The organism is Flagellimonas sp. B-3, from assembly GCF_056857835.1.
In genome coordinates this window covers 33,018-55,820 of sequence record NZ_JBSXNW010000016.1, presented here as the reverse complement: position 1 = coordinate 55,820, position 22,803 = coordinate 33,018, and the positions used below count along the sequence as shown (strand labels likewise).

Annotated in this window: 24 protein-coding genes; 18 read left to right on the top strand and 6 right to left on the bottom strand. The window is 39.4% G+C overall.

From position 1 onward, the window contains the following. Position 1: 1 nt before the first annotated feature. The gene (locus tag AC13CS_RS03505) at positions 2-232 is read left to right on the top strand and encodes a hypothetical protein (protein WP_163626178.1); all 231 of its coding nucleotides are present in this window, start codon (positions 2-4) and stop codon (positions 230-232) included. Here the strand turns inward: AC13CS_RS03505 and AC13CS_RS03500 are convergent. Beyond that, on the bottom strand, positions 229-1,053 hold the full coding sequence (locus tag AC13CS_RS03500; RefSeq protein WP_163626179.1) for a UbiA prenyltransferase family protein: 825 nt from the start codon (positions 1,051-1,053) through the stop codon (positions 229-231). The two genes, AC13CS_RS03505 and AC13CS_RS03500, sit on opposite strands and share 4 nt — an antisense overlap. 125 nt (positions 1,054-1,178) lie before the next feature. Between AC13CS_RS03500 and gcvP the strand changes: the two genes are divergently transcribed. From gcvP to AC13CS_RS03435, 13 genes are all read left to right on the top strand, one after another. Then, positions 1,179-4,031 carry an aminomethyl-transferring glycine dehydrogenase gene (gene gcvP / locus AC13CS_RS03495; RefSeq protein ID WP_482888547.1) on the top strand — a complete coding sequence of 951 codons (2,853 nt, stop codon included), beginning with the start codon at positions 1,179-1,181 and terminating at the stop codon, positions 4,029-4,031. 168 nt (positions 4,032-4,199) lie between these two features. Further along, on the top strand, positions 4,200-5,258 hold the full coding sequence (locus tag AC13CS_RS03490) for a 3-oxoacyl-ACP synthase III family protein (RefSeq protein ID WP_482888409.1): 1,059 nt from the start codon (positions 4,200-4,202) through the stop codon (positions 5,256-5,258). A 689-nt stretch (positions 5,259-5,947) separates the two neighbouring features. Then, entirely contained in the window at positions 5,948-6,472 is a 525-nt protein-coding gene (locus AC13CS_RS03485) for a class I SAM-dependent methyltransferase (RefSeq protein WP_293168840.1), read from the top strand. A gap of 709 nt (positions 6,473-7,181) precedes the next feature. Continuing rightward, positions 7,182-8,027 (top strand): glycosyltransferase family 2 protein, encoded by an 846-nt coding sequence (locus AC13CS_RS03480; RefSeq protein ID WP_482888407.1) that lies wholly within the window; start codon positions 7,182-7,184, stop codon positions 8,025-8,027. Between the two features lie 191 nt (positions 8,028-8,218). Then, positions 8,219-8,425: a hypothetical protein gene (locus AC13CS_RS03475; protein WP_482888406.1), complete on the top strand. Its 207-nt coding sequence runs from the start codon at positions 8,219-8,221 to the stop codon at positions 8,423-8,425. A 53-nt stretch (positions 8,426-8,478) separates the two neighbouring features. Continuing rightward, positions 8,479-8,877 (top strand): hypothetical protein, encoded by a 399-nt coding sequence (locus AC13CS_RS03470; RefSeq protein ID WP_482888405.1) that lies wholly within the window; start codon positions 8,479-8,481, stop codon positions 8,875-8,877. A 102-nt stretch (positions 8,878-8,979) separates the two neighbouring features. Beyond that, entirely contained in the window at positions 8,980-9,162 is a 183-nt protein-coding gene (locus tag AC13CS_RS03465) for a hypothetical protein (RefSeq protein ID WP_482888404.1), read from the top strand. Between the two features lie 239 nt (positions 9,163-9,401). Then, positions 9,402-9,725: a hypothetical protein gene (locus AC13CS_RS03460; RefSeq protein WP_482888403.1), complete on the top strand. Its 324-nt coding sequence runs from the start codon at positions 9,402-9,404 to the stop codon at positions 9,723-9,725. Positions 9,726-9,845: 120 nt separating this feature from the next. Further along, positions 9,846-10,034, top strand: coding sequence for a hypothetical protein (locus AC13CS_RS03455; RefSeq protein WP_293168844.1), 189 nt, complete (start codon positions 9,846-9,848; stop codon positions 10,032-10,034). Between the two features lie 65 nt (positions 10,035-10,099). Further along, positions 10,100-10,525, top strand: coding sequence for a hypothetical protein (locus AC13CS_RS03450; protein WP_293168846.1), 426 nt, complete (start codon positions 10,100-10,102; stop codon positions 10,523-10,525). Between the two features lie 107 nt (positions 10,526-10,632). Continuing rightward, positions 10,633-11,175: a hypothetical protein gene (locus AC13CS_RS03445; protein ID WP_482888402.1), complete on the top strand. Its 543-nt coding sequence runs from the start codon at positions 10,633-10,635 to the stop codon at positions 11,173-11,175. Positions 11,176-11,178: 3 nt separating this feature from the next. After that, the gene (locus AC13CS_RS03440; RefSeq protein ID WP_482888401.1) at positions 11,179-11,697 is read left to right on the top strand and encodes a peroxiredoxin family protein; all 519 of its coding nucleotides are present in this window, start codon (positions 11,179-11,181) and stop codon (positions 11,695-11,697) included. 8 nt (positions 11,698-11,705) lie between these two features. After that, positions 11,706-13,889 (top strand): peptidase domain-containing ABC transporter, encoded by a 2,184-nt coding sequence (locus tag AC13CS_RS03435; protein ID WP_293168852.1) that lies wholly within the window; start codon positions 11,706-11,708, stop codon positions 13,887-13,889. Between the two features lie 8 nt (positions 13,890-13,897). Here AC13CS_RS03435 and pafA read toward each other — a convergent pair whose 3' ends face one another. Then, entirely contained in the window at positions 13,898-15,568 is a 1,671-nt protein-coding gene (gene pafA / locus AC13CS_RS03430) for an alkaline phosphatase PafA (protein WP_293168854.1), read from the bottom strand. A 117-nt stretch (positions 15,569-15,685) separates the two neighbouring features. Between pafA and AC13CS_RS03425 the strand changes: the two genes are divergently transcribed. Both AC13CS_RS03425 and AC13CS_RS03420 read left to right on the top strand, forming a co-directional pair. Beyond that, complete coding sequence (locus AC13CS_RS03425; protein WP_163626185.1) at positions 15,686-16,423, top strand: MlaE family ABC transporter permease; 738 nt, start codon at positions 15,686-15,688, stop codon at positions 16,421-16,423. Next, positions 16,423-17,190, top strand: coding sequence for an ATP-binding cassette domain-containing protein (locus AC13CS_RS03420; RefSeq protein ID WP_293168857.1), 768 nt, complete (start codon positions 16,423-16,425; stop codon positions 17,188-17,190). Before AC13CS_RS03425 ends, AC13CS_RS03420 begins: the two co-directional genes overlap by 1 nt. A 470-nt stretch (positions 17,191-17,660) precedes the next feature. Here the strand turns inward: AC13CS_RS03420 and AC13CS_RS03415 are convergent, their stop codons facing one another. The 3 genes from AC13CS_RS03415 to AC13CS_RS03405 form a co-directional block, all read right to left on the bottom strand. After that, positions 17,661-19,118: a DUF389 domain-containing protein gene (locus AC13CS_RS03415; protein ID WP_293168859.1), complete on the bottom strand. Its 1,458-nt coding sequence runs from the start codon at positions 19,116-19,118 to the stop codon at positions 17,661-17,663. 3 nt (positions 19,119-19,121) lie between these two features. Further along, positions 19,122-20,201 (bottom strand): mannose-1-phosphate guanylyltransferase, encoded by a 1,080-nt coding sequence (locus AC13CS_RS03410; protein ID WP_293168861.1) that lies wholly within the window; start codon positions 20,199-20,201, stop codon positions 19,122-19,124. A gap of 105 nt (positions 20,202-20,306) precedes the next feature. Next, positions 20,307-20,906 carry a SprT-like domain-containing protein gene (locus AC13CS_RS03405; RefSeq protein ID WP_293168919.1) on the bottom strand — a complete coding sequence of 200 codons (600 nt, stop codon included), beginning with the start codon at positions 20,904-20,906 and terminating at the stop codon, positions 20,307-20,309. A gap of 155 nt (positions 20,907-21,061) precedes the next feature. Between AC13CS_RS03405 and maoP the strand changes: the two genes are divergently transcribed. After that, complete coding sequence (maoP, locus tag AC13CS_RS03400) at positions 21,062-21,343, top strand: DUF413 domain-containing protein (protein WP_293168863.1); 282 nt, start codon at positions 21,062-21,064, stop codon at positions 21,341-21,343. Further along, positions 21,343-22,104, top strand: a complete 762-nt coding sequence (locus tag AC13CS_RS03395) for a phospholipase D family protein (RefSeq protein WP_293168865.1) — start codon at positions 21,343-21,345, stop codon at positions 22,102-22,104. The genes maoP and AC13CS_RS03395 overlap by 1 nt, the downstream gene beginning before the upstream one ends. A 21-nt stretch (positions 22,105-22,125) precedes the next feature. On the opposite strand, the gene AC13CS_RS03390 is transcribed toward AC13CS_RS03395, so the two are convergent. Beyond that, entirely contained in the window at positions 22,126-22,803 is a 678-nt protein-coding gene (locus tag AC13CS_RS03390; protein ID WP_293168867.1) for an SDR family oxidoreductase, read from the bottom strand.

The window sequence follows — 22,803 nt, the reverse complement described above, 5'->3', positions numbered from 1 at the left end:
TATGAAGATTTCGTGCAAAGAAGCATCGTGCATATGTGACAAATCCCAATATAAGGAAGCGAGTTTGTGGGACATTATAAAACTTCGCTTTCACCTTCTTTATTGCAAGGTTTGTCGCAGCTATTCCAAAAAGAATGGTGAGTTGACCTCGTTGTGCGACCGAGCCGGACTGACCATGCTCTCAGAAGACGACAAAAAGAAAATGAAGAGGGAATTGGAAGAGAAACTCTAAAAATAATTCTCCGTCCACCAGAATAAACAAAACCAAAAAATCGGGATAGCCTCCACCCAAAACATCACAAAATATTTGGATTGCATTCGCTTCTTTGAAATCAGCACAAAAATAAGTGCTGCGGACAAAATGAGCCGCAACACGATTTCATTTTGATGTATTGAATCCTTTAGAAAAGTCATCAAGAAAAAAATCAAAATCAATCCCACTCCCAATCTAGTAGTGTTTTTCACACCCAAGACCTGTGGCAAAGTTCGGAGTCCCCTATCATCCCATTGCATATCCCTGATTTCAAAAGGAAGAATCAACACCAACACCAACAACATACGTTGGATAAATGTTACGGCAAAATCCCAATCCAAGGTCATTTTTGCATCCAGCACGGGCAACAAAACCGTAAATCCGGCCCAAACAAAAGCCACAATATAAATTTTAAGACCAGCCAAATTCCTTAAGTTCTTGGCGCGTGGCAACAAAGGAACTGCATACAGAGCGGACAACACGCCCAAAACAACGGTCGCCACCCATATTTCCTCATCCAATTGTAGCAAAAAATAAATGGCGAAAGCAAACGAAACAAAGCTGAATATTTGAATGATTTTGTGATAAGCATTCGATACTATGAGATACTTATATGCCTCAACACCATACTTGATAAAATTGTAACAAACGATTACACTAAAAAAGATAAAGCCCAATAAATTGATATCCGAAGAGCTGCCCAACAAATGAAAGGTGACCCCCGCCATGGAAATAACCGCAATGGCCACATGAATACTGGCATCCAAGTAAAAATCGAAAATAGTTTTCAGGCTTTGCATAGGGTAAAATCCAATAGCTTTAACCAAGGGTTAACTTGTGGTTAACAACTTTGGTTCAGAGACCTTCAAAATTGACCATTTTCATCGAATTAATCCCTAATTTTGTGCACTTTATTGGATTGAACATGAACACAGAGGTTTTTGCCGCCAGACACATTGGCATCACAGAGAGAGACTTACCCCACATGCTCGAGACCATTGGGGTGGAAAGTATGGAACAGCTCATTTATGAGACCATTCCCGATGACATCAAATTAAAGAAACCATTGGATCTTCCGAAGGGTATCAGCGAGCACGAGTTCCTGAGCCACCTAAACGAACTGGCCAAGAAGAACAAGGTTTTCAAAACCTACATCGGATTAGGATACCATGAATCCCTAACGCCATCGGTCATCAAAAGAAACATTTTGGAAAATCCAGGATGGTACACGGCCTATACACCCTACCAAGCCGAGATTGCCCAAGGTAGGTTAGAAGCACTTTTGAATTTCCAGACGATGGTTGCCGACCTTACTGGTATGGAAATCGCCAATGCATCACTTTTAGATGAAAGTACCGCTGCCGCTGAAGCCATGAGCATGTTGTTCGAGCTTCGCAGTCGACAACAAAAAAAGGATGGTGCCGTAAAGTTTTTCGTTTCTGAAGAAATACTGCCACAAACCTTGAACTTATTGGAAACACGAGCCATACCCTTAGGCATAGAATTGGTTGTGGGAAATCATGAAGGTTTTGATTTTTCAGATGAATACTATGGTGCCTTGCTGCAATACCCGGGGAAACATGGTCAAGTAAACGATTATGCCTCCTTTGTGAAAAAAGCCAAGGCAAACGAAATAAAGGTGGCAGTTGCAGCCGATATTTTGAGTTTGGTAATGCTTACCCCTCCTGGTGAATGGGGCGTGGATGCCGTAGTGGGAACCACCCAACGTTTTGGGATTCCATTAGGTTATGGCGGCCCACATGCCGCTTTTTTTGCCACCAAAGAAGCTTATAAAAGAAATATTCCCGGAAGAATTATCGGAATCACTAAAGATACCGATGGCAACCCAGCCCTACGAATGGCACTTCAAACTAGGGAACAACACATAAAAAGGGACAAAGCAACATCCAATATATGTACCGCACAAGTACTTTTGGCAGTTATGGCCGGAATGTATGCGGTTTATCACGGTCCGGAAGGCTTAAAATATATTGCCGGAAAAGTTCACCATCAAACCAAAAAATTGGCCAGTACCTTGGAAAATTATGGGTTTGAGCAATTGAACACCGCTTATTTTGATACCATTCAAGTAAAAGTTAAAAACACAGAGCGACTTAGGGAAATAGCAGAGAGCAAAAGCATCAACCTTTATTATATTGATGATGCAACGGTTTCCATTTCTTTGAACGAAGCTGTTTCCGATACGGATGTAAATGTATTGGTATCTTGTTTCTTGGAATCTCAAGAACTAAAGGAAAAAACCTCGGCAAACATTGAATTGGAAGAGATCATTCCTGCCCATTTGCAAAGGCAAGCTCCGTTTATGGAGCACGAAGTATTCAACTCCTACCATTCTGAAACGGAGTTGATGCGATATATCAAAAAATTGGAACGGAAGGATTTGGCATTGAACCACTCCATGATCTCTTTGGGAAGTTGCACTATGAAACTGAACGCTGCTTCGGAAATGCTGCCTTTAAGCTGGCCAGAATGGGGTAACATACACCCTTTTGTACCCGTAAACCAAGCGCTAGGCTACCAAGAGGTGCTAAAATCGCTTGAAGAACAATTAAATGTAATTACCGGGTTTTCGGCCACTTCCCTTCAGCCCAACTCGGGTGCCCAGGGAGAATACGCTGGTTTGATGGTCATCCGTGCCTACCATGAATCCAGAGGAGAAGAACACCGGAACATTTGTCTAATTCCTGCTTCGGCACACGGAACCAACCCTGCTTCGGCAGTAATGGCCGGCATGAAAGTGGTAGTGACCAAAACCGATGAAAAAGGTAATATCGACATGATTGATTTGGAGGAAAAGGCAGAGAAACATGCGGAGCACCTTGCTGCATTGATGGTCACCTACCCTTCCACCCACGGTGTTTTTGAGTCATCCATAAAACAAATCACAAAACTTATCCACGATAACGGCGGACAAGTGTATATGGATGGTGCCAACATGAATGCCCAAGTAGGATTGACCAATCCTGCAACGATCGGAGCGGATGTTTGTCATCTTAACCTGCACAAGACCTTTGCCATCCCTCATGGTGGTGGTGGCCCTGGAGTAGGACCCATTTGTGTTGCCGAGCATTTAAAACCGTTCTTGCCCACAAACCCCATCATTGAAACGGGGGGTGAAAACGCAATAACCGCTATTTCCGCTGCACCATGGGGAAGTTCGTTGGTTTGCTTGATTTCTTACGGATACATTAAAATGTTAGGGACTGGAGGACTTACCAAAGCCACCGAAGCGGCAATCCTTAATGCCAATTATATTAAAGGTCGCTTAAAAGATAAGTTTGATGTACTCTATACCGGCGAGCGAGGACGTGCGGCCCATGAAATGATCATTGACTGCAGACCTTTTAAAGCCAATGGAATTGAAGTGACCGATATTGCCAAACGTCTTATTGATTACGGATTCCACGCACCGACCGTTTCTTTCCCCGTTGCCGGCACCATGATGATTGAGCCCACCGAAAGTGAAAGTCGTGCAGAATTGGACCGTTTTTGTGATGCCTTGCTATCCATCAGAACGGAGATTGATGAAGCTTCTGCCGACGAGACGGACAATGTTTTAAAAAATGCTCCGCATACCTTGGGGATGTTAACAAGTGATTCCTGGAGCCATCCGTACAGTAGGGAAAAAGCCGCCTTTCCATTGCCTTATGTGGCCGAAAACAAGTTTTGGCCCAGCATTAGAAGAACTGATGAAGCATTTGGGGATCGTAATTTGATGTGCACTTGTGCACCTGTAGAAGATTACATAGAAGCCTGAAAACCATTATAAACATTAGAAAAAAGCCTTGGTTCCAAAAGAAGACCAAGGCTTTTTTCATATCCTGCAATATATAAGGTATCTTTTGAACATTGTACTATTTATTATGCATGCATAGCATTGTTGACTATATATCTTAACTTGTTATGATTAAAACCTCCAGATAAGATGAAAATTGGCATTACAGGTACCGGAAGCTATATTCCATCCATAGTAACCAAAAACGAAGATTTTTTGCATCATAAGTTTATGGAGACTGATGGATCGCCATTTGAACAACAGAACAACGTTATCATTGAAAAATTTAAGGCCATAACTGGCATCGCCAACCGAAGGTATGCCAAGCCCGATCTAAAAACTTCGGATATCGGTTTTTTGGCGGCAGAAGAAGCCATTGGCAATGCTGGGATTAATAAAGAGGAACTGGATTACATCATATTTGCCCACAATTTTGGAGACCTCACTCCTGGAAAAATCCAAGGGGACACTTTACCCAGTCTGGCAACCCGCGTGAAGCATTTGTTGCGTATCAAAAATCCAAAATGTGTGGCATACGACCTTATTTTTGGTTGCCCGGGATGGATTGAGGGTATGATTCAAGCAAATGCATTCATCAAAAGTGGTATGGCCAAAAAATGTTTGGTCATTGGCGGGGAAACCCTTTCCAGAGTAGTGGATCAACACGACCGTGATAGTATGATTTTTTCCGATGGCGCTGGAGCCGCCATTTTAGAGGCCAATTCGTCAAACGGTGAAATATTGTCCCATGCCTCGGCAACCTATGCTAACGAAGAGGCCTATTATCTATACTTTGATAAATCCAACAGCTCCGAAGCATGCAAGGATACCCGGTACATAAAAATGCAAGGACGTAAAATATATGAGTTTGCTTGCATCAACGTACCCAAGGCCATGGCTTCATGTTTGGATGAAAGTGGAGTGAACATAGATGATGTTAAAAAAGTCTTCATTCATCAAGCCAATGAAAAAATGGATCAGGCCATCATCAAAAGATTTTATAAAATCTATGGGAAAACGGTTCCCGAAAATGTGATGCCCATGAGCATTCAGGATTTGGGCAATAGTTCCGTGGCCACCGTCCCTACCCTATACGACATGGTACTTAAAGGCAAACTACCCGAACATGAAGTAAAAAAGGGAGATGTTGTGATTTTTGCCAGTGTCGGTGCTGGAATGAACATCAATGCCATTGTTTACAGATGTTGAAATGTTTGGAAAAACAAGTTCAAACTCAAGTATCAAGTTCAAGTGCAAAAACAAAGAGAAGAGAAACAAGAGCCAAGACTCAAGTTCAGAGTTATGAGTCATGAGTTAGGAATTCCAAGTTATTGGGTTATTGAGTACTGCACACCTCCACTGCCAACTGACTTCCGCCGTTTCGACTATAGTTTATCCTGAGCCGAAGGGCTCAACATGACAAATTAAAACGACATTTAACAAGAGATTCGAGCAATTGGTGTAATTCGTGTCAAAAGAGAGAAGAGAAGCAAGAGCCAAGACTCAAGTTCAGAGTTATGAGTCATGAGTTAGGAATTCCAAGTTATTGGGTTATTGAGTACTGCACACCGCCAACTGACTTCTGACGTTTCGATTTTAGTTTATCCTGAGCCGAAGGGCTCAACATGACAAATCAAAACGACATTTAACAAGAGATTCGAGCAATTGGCGTAATTCGTGTCAAAAGAGAGAAGAGAATCAAGGGCAAAGAGCCAAGAATCAATACCACAATAACTGAATCATCCAGCAACCAGAAACTTGAAACCAGAAACGGATTTCTTACTTCTGACATCGAGCATCGGGTATCAAACTCAAGTATCAAACCTAATAACTGAAAATAACCCAATAACATAAAAACTAATTTGGGATATGTGGTTTGTTTTTTGGAATTTTAGCGCATGTACGAAAACAACTTTCCCAACAAACGCTACAAGCACACCTTGGCGTTTCTGCAAAAGCACATCGATACTTCTGAATCCATTTTGGATCTTGGGGTAGAGAATCCCTTCGCTGAAATAATGAAATCCAATGGATATAATGTAGAAAACACCTCGGGTGAAGATTTGGATGTAGATTTTCAAAACGTTGCGCAATCGGATACTGATGTGGTGACCGCTTTTGAAATATTTGAGCATTTGGTGGCTCCTTTTAATGTCCTGAAAGCGATAAAAGCCGAAAAGTTGGTAGCGAGCATTCCCATGCGATTATGGTTTTCACCGGCATACCGAAGCAAGACCGATCCTTGGGACCGTCATTATCACGAATTTGAAGATTGGCAATTTGATTGGCTTTTGGAAAAAGCGGGTTGGACCATAAAAGACTCCGCCAAATGGACGAACCCGACCAAAAAAATTGGGGTGCGGCCCATACTCCGGTATTTTACAAACCGGTATTATATTGTTTATGCTGAACGTGTGCGATAGAAAGATGAAGGGTAAAGGGGCAAAAGGTAAATAAAGTTCAAGCTCAAGTGTCAAGTTCAAGAGCAAAGAATCAAGACACAAAACTTCGTGCATCCTGCTTCGGACATCTGACTTCCGACAAGTTTAAGTGCAAGAACCAAATTCAAACTCAAGTGCATCTAACTAAGTTATTGGGTTACTGAGTTATTTAGTTACTCCCGACTTCTGACATCGGGCATCAAACCCAAGTGCAGTGCAAGTTCAAGCTCAAGTGCAAAAACAAAGAGAAGAGAAACAAGAGCCAAGACTCAAGTTTAGAGTTATGAGGCATGAGTTAGGAATTCCAAGTTATTGGGTTATTGAGTACTGCACACCGCCACTGCCAACTGACTTCTGACGTTTCGACTATAGTTTATCCTGAGCGTAACCTAAGGGCTCAACATGACAAATCAAAACGACATTTAACAAGAGATTCGAGCAATTGGCGTAATTCGTGTCAAAAGAGAGAAGAGAATCAAGGGCAAAGAGCCAAGAATCAATACCACAATAACTGAATCATCCAGCTACCAGAAACTTGAAACCAGAAACGGATTTCCGACTTCTGACATCGAGCATCGGGCATCAAACCCAAGTGTAAGCTCAAACTCAAGTATCAAACCTAATAACAGAATAACCCAATAACATAAAAACTAATTTGGGATTTGTGATTTGTTTTTTGGAATTTTAGCAAATGCGAATCAGTATCGTTATTCCCGCGCACAATGAGGCTACTTTTTTAAAGGATTGCCTGGATTCTTTTGTGGCTCAAACCTATTTGCCCAATGAAATTATTGTGGTGGACGACAATTCTTCGGACGATACTTTTAAAATTGCCCAAAGCTATGCGCAAAAACACAACTGGATCAAAGTTTTGCAACGCAACTCAACCGATAAGCATGTTCCCGGGAAAAAAGTGATTGACACCTTTAATTTTGGTTTGGAACATACCTTGGAATACGACCTCATCGGAAAGTTTGATGCCGATATCATCCTGCCAAACAATTACTTTGAGCTTATAGTCAATCACTTTCAGGCTAATTGGAAACTGGGTATGTGCTCAGGGCTTTTATACATCAAAAAAGCGGATGATTGGATGTATGAAAACATTGCGGACAAAAACCATATTCGAGGCCCTATAAAATTATATCACAAAGCCTGTTTCAACAAAATTGGCGGATTACGCCCGGGTGTAGGCTGGGACACCGTGGATACCCTTTTGGCAAAATACCACGACTTTGACACCTTGACCCTACCCGAACTAAAGGTAAAGCACCTACGCCCTACCGGACATGGTTACAGTTCCAAGAATTATCAAACCAAAGGCGTGGCCATGTACAAAATGCGTTACGGGATTGTTCTCACCAAAATAGCCGCTTTAAAAATGGCGTGGCAGGCCAAAAGCCCTGGTTTGTATTTCCAAGCCGTTCTTGGTTACCTCAAAGCATTCTTCCAAAGACAACCTCGGTATGTTTCCAAACAAGAGGGAAAATTTATCAGGAGCTATCGTTGGAAGGGAGTTTGGTCCAAAATCCTATAAAACCACTTGTAATTCTTCATCCGTCAATTGAAAACGGGCATTCGTCAATTCATACACACTTTTTATTAATAAAATTCTTTTCTTGAGAGAAATAAGCTACGGTTTATATCAGTAAAGGAAATTGTTAATGCTGTTCGCAATTTCTTATACCCAAACTTAACCTGAACGGCAATAACTAAAACTTATGTATTATGAGAACAATGAATTTAAATGAAATGGAGCAAATTAACGGAGGTAAATGTAGTGGTGCTGGGGAAGAAGCTAGTTTTGCTGTTAGCGGTAGCAGCTTAATATTTGCTGTGGCTGCTGTGGCTGCGGTATCAAACCCAATTGGTTGGGGAATGTTAGCTTTAGCAGCAACGTCAATGGCGCTCTCAACAGCTTCTTGTATGGACTAAACAAAGAAAATAAAGGGGGCAATTCAAATTGTCCCCCTTTTTTAAACTCAAGCATGAAGACTATAAAAATCGTACGAAAGCCAACTCTTAATTTAAGAAACGGCACAATAAAAATATACGTTAATCAGAACGAAGTAGGCGTATTGGAAGAATATCAAAAGGAAGTTGAAATACCAGCGAATGAAGGGGATACAATTTGGGCCAAATTCCAGTTCTGTTCATCAAATAAGCTTCAAGTTGACGCAAAAGCCGAGAAGGTTTACTTAACCAGTTTTTTATCCAATGGAGCCTTTATTTTGATTTTAAGTTCGGTCTTAATTTCAACTCTTATTGCAGTAATTACTGAGTATACATTTTTTGGTTTATTCCCTTTCATTATCGGTTTATACCCTACTTATTACATCACTTTTGGAAGAAACAAATATTTAAAGCTATCAGAGAAGGAGAAATGAACTATGGTTTATATCAGTAAAGGAAATTGTTAATGCTGTTCGCAATTTCTTATTCTAATGCCCAAACTTAACCTGAATGGCAATAACTAAAACTTATGTATTATGAGAACAATGAATTTAAACGAGATGGAACAAATTAGCGGAGACGGGTGCGAACCAGGAGGAGAACACCTTGTTGCAGCTTTGAGTTTATATTCTGCTGTATTTTTTGCTGCAGGCCCAATTGGTTGGGGGATGGCTGCACTGGCAGTAGCTGGAGCATATTATACTTCTAAGGACTGTTAATGACTGTGCTGTAAAATGAAATTTCAGAAGATTGTTTTCAGTTGTACAAGTTTATTATGCATAGTACTATTAATACAAGCTTTAATAGAAGAAAATTACAAACAGCTACCGCCTATTATTCTTTTGCTTATGTCTCAACTTGGAATGTTATTTCTAAATAAGACAAAGTGATCATTAACCTTTCATAGCTTTAAAGCCATGAAAGGTTAAAATATAAATAACCAAAATCAATAGAAAACATGAAATCAACTCTTAATGAAAAGTCTAAATTTTGGGTTGACTCAAACCCAGATGAATTGTTTCAAAAGTTAGATAACAACCTTAAGCCAAAAGGTTGGAAAAAAACTTTAAGATCTAATTCTCAATTAAAACTGAAATATAGGATTAGAACATCCTTTAAATCATGGGGAGAAATTTTGACAATTAAAATTTCAGAAGTTGAACCCCGCAGAAGTTTAATTGAGATTACCAGTAAGCCTATTCTCTTTACAACACTATTGGATTATGGTAAAAACAGGCACAATATTAATAAGGTAAAGGATATGCTCAATATTGGTTATTAAAATCATTTGCTCAGAACGATGAAAAACATTATTCTCTTCATCACATTAACAATTCTCACTCTTTTTTTAGGCTCCGTTTCAAAATTTATCCTAAACGGCAATAACTAAAACTTATGTATTATGAGAACAATGAATTTAAACGAAATGGAAAATGTTCTTGGTGGCGATGTACAATGTAATGGTTTATCTGAAGGATTAGGTGGAGCAGCTCTTATTATTGGAGTATCCGCATGGTGGACCGGCGTTGGCGGTGGAATTGCATTGGCAATTAGTGCCGCAGCTTATGCTGCAGATTTAGCTGGTTGTTAACAAGTAAAAACTGTAATAACGGGTTTCTCTACAGAAATCCGTTATTCAATTGAAAAATACAAAACATGCCTACCATAATATTAAAAAGAAAGAGAGATTACATGATCATTTTCAGAGCTTTAAAAATATATATAAATAATGAATTTATAGATTATTTCGAACCAGATGAAAAGATCAAAAAATTTGAAATCGAAGAAGGCTCTAAACTGAAAATCAAGGTTGATTGGTGCTATTCCAACACCGTGGAAATTTCACATAGAGAAAATCAAAATGTTAATGAAGGTCACTCCTTTATTATCTCTAGTCAAATCCATAATGGTTTATTTATACTAATATTCGGATGCTTTATAACAGGGAATTCTTTAATGATTTTAGATAAGATAAATCCATTTGCATATCTAGCTCTTATTTCTCCAATAGCCATAATTGTTGGCTGGCAAATCTTTGGCAGAAATAATTATTTAAGGTTAACACGGCTTAACCACAAATAGATTTATAAATTATGACAATAAGGAGTATTCTATATTTTTTGTTTTTAGTAATACTATCACTTAGTCTTGGTTTAATCTCCAAAACTCTATTAAATGGAGATAATCTTTTGATTGAATCCTTATCCAACCATTACACCATTGAGCAAGTAGAGGAAATCATCAATTTTCAAAAAAAATGGGAGTTCACTTGGAGTATCTTGATTCCCGTGGTTTTGTTGATCAAAATTTCCATCATAGCTGCTATTTTGGACGCAGGGTGCTTTCTGTTTGACAAAACAGTAAAGTATAGCAAACTATTTCGTGTTGTATTAATTGGAGAGTTTATTTTTTTATTGCCAGCAGTAGTCAAAACACTTTGGTTTTATTTTTTTCAGCAGGACTACACGCTCGAAGACTTACAGTATTTTTATCCTTTTTCCGCGTTGAACATTGTGGGTTATAAAGGATTGGATGTTTGGTGGATTTATCCGCTGCAAACCATCAATGTTTTTGAAATTGCCTATTGGATTGTCTTAGCCTATCTTTTGGATAAAGCCCTAAAAACACCTAAAAAGCAAAATACAGGTCTTAAAATAGTGGCGAGCAGTTATGGTGTTGGATTATCCATTTGGGTTATTGGTATTATGTTCTTCACTTTAAACAATAGCTAAAATATGCGCAGGAAGAGATTAAAAACACTTGTCTTCTCCATTCTATTGGCCCTTTTCATTTTTATAGGCAATAAAGTCGTAGACAAAATTCTTCAAAAACAGAAGTTCGAAAAAAGTATAAGCACCATTCCAGACTTTAATTTCAAAACAGTTAACGGCACAAGTTTCACTAAAAAGAATTTAAAATCGGGGACATCCACAGTATTCCTGTACTTTAATTCGGAATGTGATTTCTGCCAACACGAAGCTAAAAGCATAGCCGATGACCATCATTTGATTAAAAACGTCCAACTGGTATTCATATCTACCGAACCTATGGAACAGATCATCAATTTTTCAAAAGTTTATGCTCTAGATAAAAAGGCCAGTGTAATATTTGTCCAAGATGAGGCGAAACGTTTCACAAAAATATTCCAACCCTCTTCCATTCCCTTTAATTTAATCTACGACAAAGAACAGAAACTTTTAAAAACGCAAAAAGGGCAGTTAACCGTTCAAGGACTTCTCAAAATAATCAACTAGCACATCCTATGGGCAACAAATCCCGATCTTTCAGTCAAAAGAAAGCTAAGAAAACATTTGTTCTACAACACGACCAAAGCGATTGCGGAGTTGCCTGTTTATCATCTCTGATCAATTATTATGGTGGGAATGGAGACTTAGAAAAACTTCGAAGATTAAGTGGAACCACAAGGCAGGGCACTACTTTACTCGGTCTTTACCAAGCTGCCAATCAGTTAGGGTTTTCGGCAGAAGGGAATGAAGCTGATTTAAAAGCCTTAATGGAACATCCAGAACCTGTAATATTGCATACCACTATTGAAAAAAGGTTGCAACATTACATAATATGCTATGGATACTATAAAAATAAATTTATAATTGGCGATCCAGCTAGGGGCATTGTAACCTACACATCCGAAGAATTAGAAAAAATTTGGAAATCCAAAACATGTCTTACTCTTGCTCCTACTATAAAATTTGAGACAAAAGTTGATCAGCGTAGTGCGAAAAAGAAATGGTTTATTAATCTTTTAAAAAAAGATGTTAGACTCATCAAATTTAGTGTGTTACTTGGGATAGGAATAGCTGTTTTGGGAATGGCCATGGCTATTTTTTCCCAAAAACTAATTGACGAAATATTACCATCCAAAGATTTCAACAAATTAGTAACAGGTATTGTTTTGGTTGCGCTCTTATTACTCATTAAAATTGCCTTCACTTCTTTGCGCGATTATTTTTTGATAAAACAAACAAAGGATTTCAACAATAGAATTGTCAACCATTTTTATTCTGCCCTACTTAATCTCCCAAAATTGTTTTTTGACACTAGGAAGATAGGTGGACTGGTCAGCAGATTAAACGACACCGAACGTGTTCAAAGAGTTATTAAAATAATCGTGGGAAATGTAATCATCAATGCTTTAACAGCTTTGGTGTCTACTGTTTTTCTTTTTTATTATTCGTGGGAAACAGGATTTATAGCGTTATCCAGCCTACCCTTTTATTTTTTATTGGTGTATGGATTCAACAAACACATCATCCAAGCCCAAAAAAATGTAATGCAAGGTTATGCACTTAGCGAGAGTAACTATATTGCCTCAATGCAAGGAATCTCTGCCATTAAAAACAATAATAGGCAAAGATTCTTCCAGAAAATCAATAAAATTATTTATGGAAACTACCAAGACAAAACTTTTCATTTAGGAAAAATCAATATCCGTCTATCAATGTTATCAGGAATCTTTAGTATTCTCTTTCTGATTGGAGTCCTTACTTATACATCAATCCAAGTTTTTCATGATAATTTAAAGTTAGGTGAATTGATGGCAATATTGGGAATTTCAGGAAACCTTCTTCCCGCAGTAGCAAGTTTGGCATTAATCACAATACCTATCAACGAGGCCAAAGTTGCATTTAACAGAATGTACGAGTATGCTTCGATGAAAAAAGAAAACAAGGGAGAAATTAAACTGGATTCATTTGAAAAGTTGGATATTAAAAATCTATCCTTTCGTTTTCCTGGCCGTAGCAAATTGCTAAAGGATATCAATCTTTCAGTTCACAAAAATGAATGTGTGGCCATTGTAGGTGAAAGTGGTTGTGGAAAAAGTACCTTGGCGCAGATACTTCAGAAATTCTATCTCAATGAAAGTGGAGCGGTCATCATCAACCATCGGTTAGATTTGCGGAATGTTTCCACTACCGATTGGCGAAACGTGATAGGTGTTGTTCCACAAGAAATCACAATTTTTTCTGGCAATGTACTGGATAACATCCTTTTGGGAAAGAAAGATAAGTTCGAAAACATAAAAAGATTTTGTGAGGATTATGGGTTCATCGATTTCATAAATGAACTTCCCCAAGGCTATTCCACAATCTTAGGAGAAGAAGGGATTAACTTGTCCGGTGGACAAAAACAAATCATCGGTTTGATGAGGGCCCTGTATCATAAACCTCAACTTTTAATCTTGGATGAACCTACATCCGCAATGGACAGAACAACCGAAAAATTTGTCCTAGCACTATTGAAACAACTGAAACCCAAACTGACTATCATCCTTATATCACACAGAATCCATTCTTTGCCAAAAATTGCCGATAAAATCTATATTATCGAAAACCTAACTATTTCAAACTTTGGCACTCACCAAAAATTGATGCAATCACATAATTTTTACAGCACTTTTTGGTCAGAGTTGGAAACTTATAGCTAGATATTCCTTTACTCCAACACCTCCCCAATCGGCTGTCCCGTAGTTCCACTTGGGAATGCAATACCCAACAGAGCTGCAAGAGTCGGGGCAATATCGGGTATTTCGGTACGGTTTACGGTACTACCCTGTTTAATACCCTTTCCGTAAAGCAACAAAGGCACATGAGTGTCATATATTTGAGCTGAACCATGAGTGGAACCTGTTCTGCTGTACGAAATGTACCCCACATTTGGCACAATAAGCACATCGCCCGAACGCTTTTGGTTATAACCGTTCTGCAAAATGTAAGGTATGCCTTCCGTGTATTCGTTTGCCCACATTTGATGGGCCGTGTACACTTGACCTATCCCTTCGTAGGACAATAGTTCTTTGGCAATATCCTCTTGGGCATCATCAAGGTCTATGTCTAAATTGGTCAAAATCTTATGGTCCAAAAACAATTGGTAATTGGAAAGGTCTCGCACCACATCCGTTGTCCCATATTTATACTGAAGAAATTCGGCAAACTTTGTTTGCGTACCCTTCATATCCAAATAACCTGCTGGAATCTTGGAATCCATCAAGTATGAAGGCACATTAATGGCTGCGTGGTCGGCAGTCAAGAAAACGGTATACTCATCTTTACCTACTTTTTCATCCAAAGTTGAAAAAATACGGGCCAAATCTTGATCCAGTCTTATGTAGGTATCTTCCACCTCTTTGGAATTAACTCCATAAAAATGCCCCACATAATCGGTACTGGAAAAACTAATGGCCAAGAAGTCCGTAATGGTATCGGCCCCTAAATCCTCGCCTTCCAAAGCAGCCAAGGCAAAATCTGCAGTGATGCTGTTTCCGTACGGCGTAGCACGCAACAAACCAAACTGACCGTTGGCATCCCACAAGTTGGGTATATCGTGCGGGAAGGTGTTACTTGTCTCCCCTTTTTGCAAACCTTCATAATTATTGGCATCCAAACCACTTTCCACATAAGTTTCAATGGGTTTTAGGGTGTTCCAAGGTTTTTTATAGGCTTCAACCGCGTCTGAATTGTTGAAATCGGTCACCCATTGCGGTAAGGTTTCCATGTAGTAGGAACTGGTAATCCAGTTTCCCGTTGCCCCACCTTCAAACCAATAGGCTGCATTGGCTGCGTGACCCGCAGGTAAAATAGCGCCTCTATCTTTTAGTGCCACGCCAATTACCTTTCCTCTTTTTTGAGTGTGCAAGCGCAACTGATCGGTAATGGTGGTTGTAAGCATCCTGTGGGGGGACATTTGCCCTGCATCGGAGGTAGTTCCTACGGATGTGTAACTATCATCCCCTGCACAATACACGTCTTGCCCAGACTCCTTATCGAACCAATCATTGCCAATAATACCATGCATGGAAGGTGTTGTACCGGTATAAACCGATGCATGACCGGGCCCAGTACTTGTTGGAGCATAGTTAAAATGGTTGTTTTTACAATTAAAACCCTCGTTCACCAATCTTTTAAACCCTCCTTCTCCATATTGGTTCCAAAAACGGGTAAGGTAATCGTACCGCATTTGATCCACTACAATACCTACGACCAATTTTGGTGTTTGGGCAATGGGTTTGGGCTGTACTTCAGCATCGTTCTTTTTTCTTCGTTGTCCGTATGAAATACTGATGATGCACAATGCTAAGATGGAAACTATAAGGTTGGTCTTTTTCATGGTATGGATTTAATCAAATAACAGCAAAACTATTGATTTCTGTCGTTTAAAAATTTAAATGAAGGTTAAATGCTGCACAATATTCTTATTTTTATCAACTCAAGTCCAAAAAAACGCATGAAATACCTAGAAGCGATCGGGAAATACTTCATCATGATTTGGGAAGTATTTAAAAAACCTACCAAGTGGCGCATTATGAAAACCTTGATCTTCAAGGAAATTGATGAGCTTATCTATGGCGCCATGGGCATCATTATATTCATCTCATTTTTTATAGGTGGAGTTGTTACCATACAAACTGCCCTGAACCTAACCAATCCTCTTTTACCGAAAAGTCTTATTGGATTTGCAGCAAGGCAATCCGTTATATTAGAGTTTGCACCTACCTTTACCTCCATTATAATGGCAGGGAAAGTAGGCTCATACATAACATCGAGTATAGGCACCATGAGGGTGACCGAACAAATTGATGCCCTCGAAGTAATGGGAATAAACTCTTTGAACTATCTGGTTTTTCCTAAGATTGTGGCCACCATGTTGTATCCCTTTGCGGTTGCAATTTCAATGTTCGTTGGTATTTTGGGAGGATGGGTAGCAGCTGTATTTGGAGGTTTTGCTCCGAGTGGCGATTTTATTCAGGGACTACAAATGGATTTTGATTCGTACCATGTAACCTATGCGCTAATAAAATCGGTAGTTTTTGCCTTTGTGATTGCCACTGTTCCCTCTTTCCATGGTTTTTACATGACCGGCGGCGCTTTGGATGTAGGAAAGGCCAGCACCACATCCTTTGTTTGGACGAGTGTTGTTATTATTATTGTGAATTACATTTTAACACAATTGTTATTAGGCTAATGATCGAAGTAGAGAACATACATAAATCTTTTGGGGACAACCATGTTCTAAAAGGAATTTCCACACGTTTTGATAAAGGCAAGACCAACCTAATCATTGGACAGAGTGGTTCGGGAAAAACAGTATTTCTTAAATGTCTGTTGGGACTTTTTGAGCCTGATGAAGGTAACATTTATTACAATGGTCAATGCTATTCCGAACTTTCGGCAAAAGAAAAAAGGAATCTAAGGCAAGAAATGGGCATGGTTTTCCAAGGAAGTGCCCTTTTTGATTCTATGACAGTGGAAGGCAATGTGATGTTCCCCTTGGATATGTTCACCAACCAATCACTATCCGAAAAACAGGATAGGGTAGACTTTGTTCTAAAGCGTGTTAACTTGGTAGATGCCCACAAAAGGCTACCCGCAGAAATTTCTGGGGGAATGCAAAAAAGAGTGGCCATTGCACGGGCCATTGTAATGAATCCCAAATATTTGTTCTGCGACGAACCCAACTCCGGACTTGATCCAAAAACAGCTATTTTGATTGATAACCTTATCCATGAGATTACTCAGGAATACGACATTACTACGGTAATCAACACCCACGATATGAACTCTGTGATGGAAATCGGGGAAAAAATAATCTTCTTAAAAAACGGGCATAAAGAATGGGAAGGCACAAACAGGGAAATCTTTAAAACCGACAATGAAGCCGTAACTGATTTTGTCTACTCTTCGGAGCTCTTTAAAAAGGTTCGACAAATGTATATTGAAGAACGGAATTGATGCTTTGTTCTTAGGTTATTCAGTTCTTAGGTTATTCAGTTATTGGGTTATTCAGTTATTGGGTTATTCAGTTATTGGGTTATTCAGTTATTGGGTCATTGGAATTTGTGATGATAATTCAATAAGGAATGTGCATACTGACTTTCGACAAGTTCAAATTCAAGGGTTAAATTCCAAAAACCAAGCCCCAAATTCCAAAATCAAAGACAGGAGTTATTACTGACTGCATACTGCAAACTGCCCACCGACTTCCGACTTCCAACAAGTTCAAAATCAAGCATCAAGTTCAAGAACAGAAAAATTCGTAATGATTCGGGAAATTTGTGTCAAAAGGAAAATAGAACAAAGAGAAGAGAACCAAGACCCGAGTTAGGAGTTACGAAATTCTTGAGTTACTGCCAACTGCCTTCGTGCTTCGAGCATCCGACATCCGACATCCGACATCCGACATCCAACTTCTAAAATAAAAACTACTCCACTTCCTTAATTACAAGGGTTGTGTCCTGAAGCCTCAATTTTAACCATGCGAGCATTTTTTTGGTATCCTTCCCTTTTTGTTCGGAACTTATCCCATTTTTCCAATCCACCTCAAAAACCGGAACTGTGTCCATTTTTTTAAAATCAGTACGTACCTGATAGGAAAAACCAAGTGCTTCAATATTTTCGTAATTAGCTTTGGCCTCTGCACTAATCTCTTGGAAAGGCACCTGTTTTCCTATATTTTTAGTTAAAGTGGTCAATTCTTCTTCGAGCATTCGGATTTGCTCATCCTTGTTCAGCAATTCTGCCTTGTTCTTCTCGTACAACTCACTTACGTAGTTGAACTTTTCCTCTGAATCATCTTGCCCTCCCTGAATTATATGTAGCTCGGCATTTTTAAGTCGGTTATATTCATTTTTTTGGGTTCGCCATGTATTCACCACATTTTCAGGAACCGATTCATCGCCCATAAACACAACTTCTATCATTGAGGTTCCATCATCCACATATTCCAATTTGGTAAGGTTATCCACATATCTTCCGGCACCATTAAACTGGTACACTTCCACGGTATCTTGTAAAAAACTTTGTGCCTGTTTCATAAAAAGTGATTCTTGGAATACCTTATAAAAGGTAAATCCTGCAGGTATCATCACCAAAATTCCTGTAATGGAAGCCAATCGGGCAATTAGTCTTCTGCGCTGCGAGTTGGCGTAGCGCACCATGGGAAACCGCAAAAACTTGATGACCAAAAAAGTGGCCAGACCAATAAAAATGGTATTGATGGTAAATAAGTACATCGCCCCAGCCGCATACCAGGGTTTACCAATGGCCAGACCAAAACCTACCGTACAAAGAGGTGGCATCAAAGCTGTTGCAATGGCCACACCAAATATAACACTGGCAATGGTGCCTTTTTTGGCCCGTGCGATCACAAGGGCAAGCCCACCAAAAAATGCAATCAGCACATCCCGGATATCCGGCTTGGTCCGTGCCAAAAGTTCGGACGATTCATCACGAAGCGGAAAAAGATAGAAGAACAAAAAAGCAGTGATGACACTTAAAACCACCATCACGGCAAAATTTTTGAGCGATCGTCGCAACGTATCAATATCATTTATGGCCAAGGACATCCCCATTCCCAAAATAGGGCCCATTAACGGGGAAATTAACATGGCTCCGATCACCACAGCGGTTGAGTTGGCATTTAATCCAACGGAAGCAATAAAGATGGAACATATCAAAATCCAAGAGGTGTGCCCCTTGAAAGGAATATCGGCAATAATGGATTCTTTGGTAGCGGCTGGATCGGTATTGGAACGAATTTCCAACAAATCCGAAAGAAACTTCCGCATACTGCCCAAAAGTCCCTTAAAGTCCTTTTTTACTTCATCTCCGCTGTCCTGAGGTGGAGATGTTTCCTTATCTTTATTTTGATCTTCACTCATCTATTATGCAAACTGGTCCCCAAATTTATCTTTTACTTGGTTCAATACTTTTTTAATATCCTGTTGTTTGTTCTTGGGATAAATCAAAAGCACCTCTTCTTTATCCACAATAATATAATCTTCCAGACCATCCACCACTACAATTTTTCCTTTTGGTGAACGAATCATATTGCCTTTGGCATTTTCCAAGAGCACTTTGGCATTGACCACGGCGTTTTCCTCTCCGTCCTTGTCCAATTTATCGTACAGTGCTCCCCAAGTACCTAAATCGTTCCAATCAAAAGTTGCGGGCAAGGTGTAGATGGATTTGGATTGTTCCAAGATAGCATAATCAATGGATATGTTTTCTGCCTTGGCATAATTTTCTTGGATAAAAGCTCTTTCATCTTCGGTATTATAACTGGAAATACCTTTGCCAAACAATTCATATTGACTTGGCTGATATTTTTTGAAAGCTTCAACAATGGTTTCCACGCTCCACATAAAAATACCCGCGTTCCAAAGAAAGTTGCCTTGTGCCAAAAATTTCTTTGCGGTCTCGTAATCTGGTTTTTCCCTGAACTGAGACACCTTTTTAAGGTTCTCGTCACTCCCTTTTTCAAATTCTATATAACCAAAACCAGTGTTTGGAAATGTGGGCTTTATGCCCAAGGTACAAAGCGCATTTTCCTTTTCACATTTATTAAAGCAGCTTATTACATCCTTTTCAAAAGCGGTTTCATCTTCTATCCAGTGATCACTGGGTGCCACGATCATTACCGCATTGGGGTTCATTTTTTGAATCTTTAAGGAGGCATACAAAATACAGGGTGCCGTGTTGCGCATGGCAGGTTCCAAAACAACTTGGTTCTGCTTTACCTTTGGTAATTGCTCCAAAACCAAATCATTGTAACGTTCATTGGTCAAGATCAAAATGTTTTCGGTGGGGATAAATTTGTTTAAACGATCAAATGTTTTTTGAATCAAGGTTTTTCCCGTCCCCAACATATCGTGAAACTGTTTGGGGTTCGACGATGTACTCACTGGCCAAAATCGGGAACCAACGCCCCCTGCCATTAAAACTGCATAATAATTCTTGTTCATTTTTTTATTTTCTGTCATTCCTGCGAACGCAGGAATCTATTCTGTTTTTTTACTAATGATGGTTAAGTCAACTTGCCACCTCTCGACTGCGCTCAAGATGACCAACTATTTTACCAATTCTACCTCTGCGTTGGGTTGGAACAAATATAATCTCCCGGTGGACAACTCCACACATTCGTACCGTTTTACTTTTTTATTTCCTTTTTTGAACAGTCTACCGTTGTACAACCTAAAAACGCTGCCTTTGGGCAATTCGTACACGTAACTGTGCTGCCTTTCTTCCACATCAAAAGCCTTTAGCGCTATAGACAATCTGGCATCGGTGCTACTACTTGCCTTTGGGTTTTTAAAATGGTTTGCAATAATGGGCAGCAATTGCGAAGGAAATACTTCTGGTCTAATAAAGGGAACCATTAAGTGCTGAAAGGTACGTTTCCATTCCAGACCATGTGGTTTTATTCGACGCCCGTATGTTTCAAAGGCCACCAAATGCGCAATTTCGTGAACAAGTGTAATCAGGAATCTGTATTTATTGAGCGAGGCATTGACCGTAATCTGGTGCAATCCGTTGGGCAACCTACGATAATCGCCATGCCGAGTGACCCTGTGGCTTACAATCTTCAAATGCACCCCATGGGTTTTGATGAGCTCAAAACAGGGGGCTACGGCAAGCTCTGGAAGGTATTTTTGAAGGGTAGTTTCCATCATTCGTCAAACGAAAATAGGCATTCGTCAATTGGGACACTCATCTATCAATCAAATTTAACATCTTAGTATTTACCATAAGTCATAGTCGATAAGCAATGAGTTCCTTGAACGACCATAAAAAATTCAGAAATCAAAAGTTAGAATGTTCGTTTATGAAACCAGTATTCAATAAAGAGGAATATGGCATATTATCTGAATATGGTGCCTGGATGAATGCACTCCACTCTGGATCAATATCTCCCATGACCCAAAAACAAAAAGAGTTTTGCGATAACATTAAAAAGCAAAAACCGCCAACCGGAAAATTTGCAAAAATATTTTGGATGTATTTAAAAAGAAAAGAGCTGCTGAAAAAAGGCAATTTGGTCAACCAAAAAATATTGGCCAAGGACGATAGGGAAGATTGGAAAAAAATCAGAAAAATGAGGTTTTGATGTTTTACAATAACGCAAAATGTGATATTTACATAGGTACGGGCGCTGGGAAAAAATTATTGAGCGATATCCACAAAGCCAAAAAATCAATTAAAATTGTTTCTCCATATTTATCTCCAGGCTTAATAAAGAAACTCATTGAACTGCATCGTTCAGGTATGGAAGTTGAACTGATTACGTCAGATATAATTGAAGATTTCCATGGCAATTATGAAAAAAATATTCACAAACTGGTTCTACAGCATAGGGAAATTGACCAAACCGCTGTCGAATCAATAAGAAAATGGAAACAAATAACCAAAATACTGTCATTAATAAACTTAGGGTTTATACTCCTCTTTATAGGCCTTATCTATTTTTTAAATGATTTAAGAGCAATATTGATTCTTATCCCTATCATAGCTTTGTCTGTGGCCGTGTTAATATACAAAGGAGAGATAAAAACAAAACGCATTTACTCATATTGGTACTCCAAGTTATTCCCATTCAAGGTTTTTATATCTACCGAAGCAAATTTGTCCCACAGCACCTTTATTCACGGAAAAATTTATCTCATAGATGATAAAATTGCATATTTGGGCTCACTCAATTTCACTAAAAGCGGAACCGAATGGAACTATGAAACTAGAGTAAGAACAATTGACCCAAACGCTATCAAATTGATAAAGGATGAGTTTTATGATTTGATGGAAAACCCAGAAATACCTGAACGGGACATTCAGTCGTGGGGACGAAAGCTATATAAAGAACCCCTCAATTAATATCTTTTGCCACGGACTAAACTAAGGCGTACTATTACTAACCTGCAACAACTTTCCATTATAGAGTTTTTGTCCGGTCAAGGCAAAATCTTTGATATATGTGGCCATTTCCAAGGCGGTTACAGGAGCTTTGTAGCCAGGAAATGCCTCTTCCAACATTTCGGTCTGTACCGCACCCAAGGCCAACACATTAAAACTTGGGCCAGTTTCCTTATATTCTTCGGCCAAGAGTTCGGTAAGGGTAATAACGGCTCCTTTACTGGAACTATAAGCGGAAAGTCCGGGAAACTTCATGCTGCCTTGCACTCCACCCATGGAACTTACGGTTACCACATGTCCTTCCTTACCCATCATTGGCAGTACGGCCTTGGTAATTTCGGCTACACCGAACACATTTACTTTGTAAACATTTTCAAACTCTTCCGATGTAGTTTCGGAAAAAGGTTTGTTCAGCAATCGTCCAGCATTGTTGATGAGCACATCCACCACATGCCATTGCTCCAAAAATTCATTCAGTTTTTGAAAGTCCGTTGAGTTGCCCAAGTCGAACGGAAAGGAGTGTACATTGGGCAGATTGAGATTTTTCACAGGCTTGTCATTTCTAGACAAAGCCAAAACCTGATGCCCTTCCCTGGCAAAAAGCTTGACCAGTTCAAATCCTATTCCCCTACTTGTTCCTGTAATTATAATGTTTGCCAT